This is a genomic window from bacterium (assembly GCA_013360215.1).
GTDB lineage: Bacteria > CLD3 > CLD3 > SB21 > SB21 > JABWCP01.
The window spans coordinates 1-6,331 of record JABWCP010000052.1 but is presented as its reverse complement, the minus strand read 5'-3'; the positions used below and the strand labels follow the sequence as shown (position 1 = coordinate 6,331).

Genomic DNA, 6,331 nt, shown 5'->3' with positions numbered 1-6,331 from the left:
TGGAGGTGCCGCTTTCCACGACTATATTCGTCGCCTTTCCTGTACCATCTTTTCGGAAAGTTTCGCATTCCGGAAGCGTATTACTCCAAATATACTTGATACTGCGCGGTATGCCGATAAAACTCACATAATAACTGATATACAGGCTGGCCGCGTTATCAGTTTTGCCTTTGGCATATTCATTGGCCCCGGTAGGAAATTGATTGACACGCCAACGCCATTGGATGCATTGATATTTTTTGATATTCCATTTTTTATCAGACACGATCGTGATAGCTTGTCCTTTGTCATCAGCACGTAAAAATTTATTACCGTTTTCTTCCATCACCACATACGGTACTTCACCGGGTTTAGCTTCATTTATCTTTTTAACCGACGTCCCGTCCAACCATCCCCAACCTTTCGGAAATTGACCCGTATTGGACGAAGTAAAATCTTCTATCAAAATAGAATCACCACCTGCTTCGGCCTTTGAAACCGGCTCCATCCACACGATCACCATCAACGCACTCAATGTAAATATTACACCTTGCATGAAGCGCATATATCCCCTCACTTTGTTTTCATACTTTTATGTATTAACCGGTATTTTAAAAGAAACTATAAATTGACGCATCCTCATATTAAAAGGGGGTAAACTGTTTTCCAATCAAATAAGATGAATAATTTCACTTTTTCATTTTCGCTATTAATCGCGGAAACGTCAGCGCACCGAATAAAGCAAGAGCGCTTACAAATACATGATAAAACACTAATACCCAAAAAATAATGGTTTTCTCGCCGAGAAAAGTCAGCAAAAACACATAAAAAGTACGAATATCACCTTTGAATACGGGTTGGAGTTTTTTCATTGTGGTGCTGAAGCGGCTGGTATCACCTTTGGCTTTCAGATAATCTACGTTCAGTTTTTGGCGACTCACATAACCAAAACGGCGCATTGTAGCTTGTTCAAAGAATGTAATAGCAAAACTCCCCGCAAGCGTGATCGCAGCTACAATGGCGTATCGCACATCCGGTAATTCCAGGGAACACGCCACACCTAACGCCATCAGAGGTAGAGCAAATCGTAAGTCATCCACGATCATGTCAAATTTTCCGCCGGCCTCGGATTCATGATTACGCATACGTGCCACTTCGCCATCGCAACGATCCAGCACGCCGGCTGAAAACTGCCAAACTACGGCAAAAACGACCATAGCCCAGTATTCCGGTATTAACAAAAACCCCGACGCTACAATAAAAAGCACGAGCGACATATTACTGATCGTATCCGGTTTGTACTGGTGCGCGCTAAACCAAAATGTAAGCGGTTTGGATAGTTTACTATTCACAGCTTTAGAAAATTCTCCGCTGATTTCTTTAAAAGCCATTTTCCAAAAAACGTTTTTTATTACCGACGGTGGAATAGATTTATTGACCGGCATACACCAACCGTTGCTGACAGAAACCGTTTTCAATAATTCTTTCGTTATAAAAAACTTTATGAGTTCAGATATACTTTGCCAAGTTTCTGCTAAAACAAGATCCGCGTTACGAGCGACTAAAATTCCGGCTGAGAAGTGCGGCGCGTCGGCTGTATTCCATGTTTTCACTTTATTATCCTGTACAGATACCATATCAAAAATCGAAACATCCTGAAATTGGGTTTGAAACTTGGGCGCCATCTCTTCGCCAAAAATAACCTTATCCCCTTGACGCATAACGCCGTTATACGTAATCAATGCCGGCGTTTGTACGCATTCGCGTACCGGCAAAATGAAAGTCGGATGAATGATTTTATCATATGTCATCAGCATCCATGTGCTTTCTGATGATTTTGTAATCTCATTAACGGCTTTACTTAAATTTACGTCATCATCCATACTATGGATCGTAGGAGATACACTGATGCGTTCGGCATCCACTTCTTTAACACAACGTTCAATGAGTGTACGATCCGACATTCGGCATATTATCGTTACATATTTCATGCCGGATTTACTCATCGCCACTAGCGCCCGCCCGATCAACGTCTCTCCGCCGTACAACGTATCAAAATCCGGTGCGTCGTTTGTTGATTTTATTGCAATTATTATCGCGTTTTGAATCATCACTGAATAGGTTTAAACTATTGGTATTAATTTCTTTTTTGTAGCAATAATCACACAGTGTATTTATTCGGCCACAGTTTGAGGTTCGTCCGTAGCTAAAATCCATCCGCAACGAAACAAATGAAACATAAAACTGATGACCATCCAAATACCTAAAAAGTAAAACGCTTCATCGCGATAGCTGGTCGCCCACCCCACGGTAATGATAAGATGTATAATCGCGCGGCGACAGGCGAAAAGGTGAAAGAAACGATCTATCGGAGCATAGTTATACAAATCAATACCGAAGCGCGGTTTGAATATTCCATTGACCCCTTTATCTAACCAATACAGCGCCATCAGCGACCACGCCGTAGCCGAAGCCGGATGGGTAAACTCTAAAAGTTGCCCATTTGAAAAATACCAGCCCAGACCGGCAAACCACAAAAAAATAGCTGGGGCACTCGTAGCGTGTTCGATCACGCCCATCGTCGGGTTAAGCCGAACGGTCAGTCGCGCCAATTTCCCGTCCACGGAATCAAAAATGAACATGAGCCAACCCACCAAAACGGCCCATCCCATTTCACCGAAAGCTAATAGCAACGGAACAACAAACGAACTGACGATACTCAGCATAGTAAGAAAATCCGGGGTCACCCAAGAATGGCGGCTTAAAAATTTCGTAATCTCTCGAACCGGATATTTATACACGTAGGTAGCAATAAAATCAAGTGTACCCTTAAAGTTAGCTTCATACATGATGTTTTGCATTTGACGAATGTCCAAAGCATGCGTATAAACGAAAAAGTAAGGCACGAATTGCAAACGTAACTCATGAACGTACTTATTCATTTCATTCGGCTCTATCACTTTTGGATCAAAATTAGCCACATACTTCTTGGCGGTTTCAAAGGAAAAAACATCGGTGTTATTTTTAGCCAATCTGGAAGTATTTACTCCAACTATGTGGTACTGATTTGTAATTGCCAACGAACCCGTGTGATAGACCAGATATTTGATCAAATGATCATCCGCGATGATATTAGAATCAATAATAATAATTCGCTCTTCTTCACGAACTCGCAGTTGAGACATATATTGATTCCATTCATTGAACGGGCGACAGTATACATCCGAGTGAACAAACATAATTTTTTCACTCCATACATTAATGGAATGCACTTTTAATTCTTTACACTGCCGAATAAGCCTTTCAACGAATGTTACTCCATAAACCTCTCGGTGAGCATATTGCTCAAAATCATTCGTAAGTAATATATGGGCTGTTAATTTCAACAATTTTAGATCTCGATTTATTAATTTCTTTCTTTTGACAAGCTACTATCGTTCGATAAATAGACAATTCGCGTGCAATGCCAGATCCACGTGACCACGACCCACCCGCAAATTAAATAAAACGAATACAACCCTAACCCCATAAGATAACCGCTAAGCATCAAAAACATATCGTTGCGGCGATGAGTAAACAAATGCGCTTTTGCATCAAAATCAGTAATATCAAAAAGAGTACGTTTAAAAATTCGTTTGGCAACAGCCCAATTGAGATCATCCAAAACTATACAAACTAATGTTATGATAGTTAGCATACCCGCTTGTGACGACCATACACCAGAACTGTAGTGCCATCCCAACCCCGCATACCAGCCAAGACGTGTGGGTAGTACGGAGCCATGATCAATCCAGTCAGCATGTTCACTAAATCGAAACGTCATTCGGGCAAGTTTGCCATCCAAAGAATCTAAAACAACAAATAATACAATCAAACTTAGTCCGAGCGCAAGCCAACCTCCAAATAACAAAGGTATAGACGCCCATCGGCAGAATATGGCTACGGCTGTAATCTGATTCGGCGTAACGGATGTTTTCGCACATAATCTCGTCATTTCGCGAACCGGGATCTTATACCCGTATATTGCAATCCACTCCAAACCTGATTTAAATGTTTTTTCGAAAAGATCATTCTCAATGGTTCGCAGGTTATCTTCTGCTTTTACAAAACGTAACGTAGGGATGTATGATTTACGTAAAAATTTGACATACGTATCCATTGTTTGTATATCTTTTATGGTCGAACTTTTGAATACTTCTGTGAATTTTTTATCGTTAATAGTTACACTTGACCACGTTTGATTATTAGTGTATCGAACGGCTATGGGCGTATCAGGATTAAGTCCATCAATAATCGAAACATCGTTTTCAGATTTTGTTAAAGCATCTATAATCCTATCATCATAAATAGCCGAACCGTCAAAAATCATAACATCGTTTTGATCTTTTGGTAATTCATCTAATGCACGAATCGCGCCAAATTTCATAGGAAATTTTTTTATAAATTCCCCTTTAAGATTTACTGATTGTTTAGGCGCGTACAGATACGCTTCACGAACTCCGACCACCCACACCTGACGAAGAATGCGTTCAATCAAGGTGATATCAAAAAGTTTGCTGAAACTATCAGTATTACGTGCATCAATGAGTGCTATCATGAGATCCTTTCACCACAGGAATTTGAACCGGTGCGCAAGTGACTACAGCTATTTTGGCTTTGGGATAGTACTTTTTTATGCCTTCAACTACAGATTTCCAATCTTTAAATAGAGTACCTTTACTGTATTTTTTTTTGAATTCGGCATCCGTAAAATACTCTGAATAAACCCAAGGGGTACGGTTTCTATCCGGGCCTGATACTGACGATGCTTCTCTTGACTTACTCTTTTCAATCGCAACTCGACACGATAAATAAGTGTCAAAATCCGCATGTGATATTCGTACAAGCAGTCGGACCAAATGTTCTCGGAGGAAACGAATGATCGGCCAAGATGAAATATTATTAAAAAATTTGGGAACTATTGGAAATGTTAGGCCCTCAGCGATAGACGCTACAACCAAGGTGAACCAATTACTTCGCCTGAATACTTTCCAACCATGATAATCAACACCATCCGCAGACGAGTTGATATGAATTTGAATTGTATCTGGAAACATGTTTTTCACCCAAGGACTTTTAGCAGACTGCACCGGATCTGAGTCCAGTGGGTAAGCATTAATCAAAATCACATCATATTTTGTTTTTTGATCTTCCAAAATTTCTGTTCTATAAACTTCAGACGCTTTTATTCGCGCGGCTTCAAAAACGTTCTGGATAGATCCTGAAAAAATAGCGCTTATTTCGCGTTGTGAATTCATGACAACATTAATGAGAAAAATCGGGGGTAGTTTTGCCACAAATGCCTCCGACGCCGAGCGCATATCCCAATCATTCTTTGGATTATCAATATTCCCTCGCCCCCGTTTGGGCGTAAACCCGTGCATGGTGACAATGGATTCCATACCTGCAATACCCGGACAAAAAAGCTTCGCACCTCCGCCAAATCCGTGACACGAATGAGGAATAACACAACCGATACCTATAATAAGATCAGCCTCAGCAACCTCTTTATTAGCAATACACGGAAAGCCATTTCTCGAATATCCGAGATCTTTTAATGGTGACTTGAATGCATCGTGGCATGTGACACGGTACGAGTCAACGATAGTTGCACCGACTTTGCGCGCCATATCCTCGCGGGAAAGTTGTCGATGAGATCCCGTTGCTACTATAAATGAGATATCTTGCGAAAGCACGCCGGAGGTACTTAAAATTTCTAAAACATAAGGAATAATATCATGCGCTGGAGTCGGGCGACCGAGATCATCAACCACGAAAACAATTTTGGTCTTACCTTGGGTTAAATTTTTTAGCGAAGGACCAAAGGGATGATAAATAGACTCTTTTATCATGTCCCGCGACAATGCCGGGGCATCAACTGGAGCTATCATGTCAATTTCAAACTCATCCGGGACAGTGAACTCCTGTAAAGAATCTTTAAACCAAGCTGCCTGTTTTAGAAAAAAAGATTTAGCCATGATATATGTTAATTTGTTTCCATTTTTTTATTCGTGCAAGTCGCTCTAAATTTTCATCCGGATCCACGGCCACCGCTTCTCCGACAGCCTCCATAAGAAAACGATCCGCCCACTCATTGGCGTAGGCCCGGCAGTTTCTCTCAGCTATTTGATGATCTGTACAATAACGTATCGCTAATGTCTTTTTGTTTTCGCCGTACGGATGCAGTGAACTCATTTCGCCGGTATATCGGTTGTTTACGATTTCCGTTTCCGAACAAATCAAATCTTCGGCTTGCGTAAAACGTTGCATCGGCTCAGCTAAACACCGCAATGAACCACTGAGCAAAACAATC

The 6,331-nt window shown here is 41.1% G+C and carries 6 protein-coding genes; all 6 read right to left on the bottom strand.

The features are described 5' to 3' along the window. Positions 1-544: DUF3047 domain-containing protein (locus HUU58_16030; protein NUN47182.1), on the bottom strand; the 544-nt coding region annotated here is incomplete at its 3' end. Between the two features lie 124 nt (positions 545-668). Beyond that, entirely contained in the window at positions 669-2,090 is a 1,422-nt protein-coding gene (locus HUU58_16025; protein ID NUN47181.1) for a CDP-alcohol phosphatidyltransferase family protein, read from the bottom strand. Positions 2,091-2,153: 63 nt separating this feature from the next. Next, entirely contained in the window at positions 2,154-3,164 is a 1,011-nt protein-coding gene (locus HUU58_16020) for a CDP-alcohol phosphatidyltransferase family protein (GenBank protein NUN47180.1), read from the bottom strand. 221 nt (positions 3,165-3,385) lie between these two features. Then, the gene (locus HUU58_16015; protein ID NUN47179.1) at positions 3,386-4,576 is read right to left on the bottom strand and encodes a CDP-alcohol phosphatidyltransferase family protein; all 1,191 of its coding nucleotides are present in this window, start codon (positions 4,574-4,576) and stop codon (positions 3,386-3,388) included. Beyond that, positions 4,560-5,996, bottom strand: a complete 1,437-nt coding sequence (locus HUU58_16010; protein NUN47178.1) for a DUF2088 domain-containing protein — start codon at positions 5,994-5,996, stop codon at positions 4,560-4,562. Before HUU58_16010 ends, HUU58_16015 begins: the two co-directional genes overlap by 17 nt. After that, positions 5,989-6,331, bottom strand: a 343-nt coding sequence (locus HUU58_16005) for a haloacid dehalogenase-like hydrolase (GenBank protein ID NUN47177.1), incomplete at its 5' end; no start/stop codon positions are given. The genes HUU58_16005 and HUU58_16010, both read right to left, overlap by 8 nt.

Excerpts from the sequence above, each read along its gene's own strand:
- HUU58_16025 (NUN47181.1), bottom strand. The coding sequence starts at position 2,090 with ATGATTCAAAACGCGATAATAATTGCAATAAAATCAACAAACGACGCA.
- HUU58_16010 (NUN47178.1), bottom strand. The coding sequence starts at position 5,996 with ATGGCTAAATCTTTTTTTCTAAAACAGGCAGCTTGGTTTAAAGATTCT.
- HUU58_16015 (NUN47179.1), bottom strand. The coding sequence starts at position 4,576 with ATGATAGCACTCATTGATGCACGTAATACTGATAGTTTCAGCAAACTT.
- HUU58_16020 (NUN47180.1), bottom strand. The coding sequence starts at position 3,164 with ATGTCTCAACTGCGAGTTCGTGAAGAAGAGCGAATTATTATTATTGAT.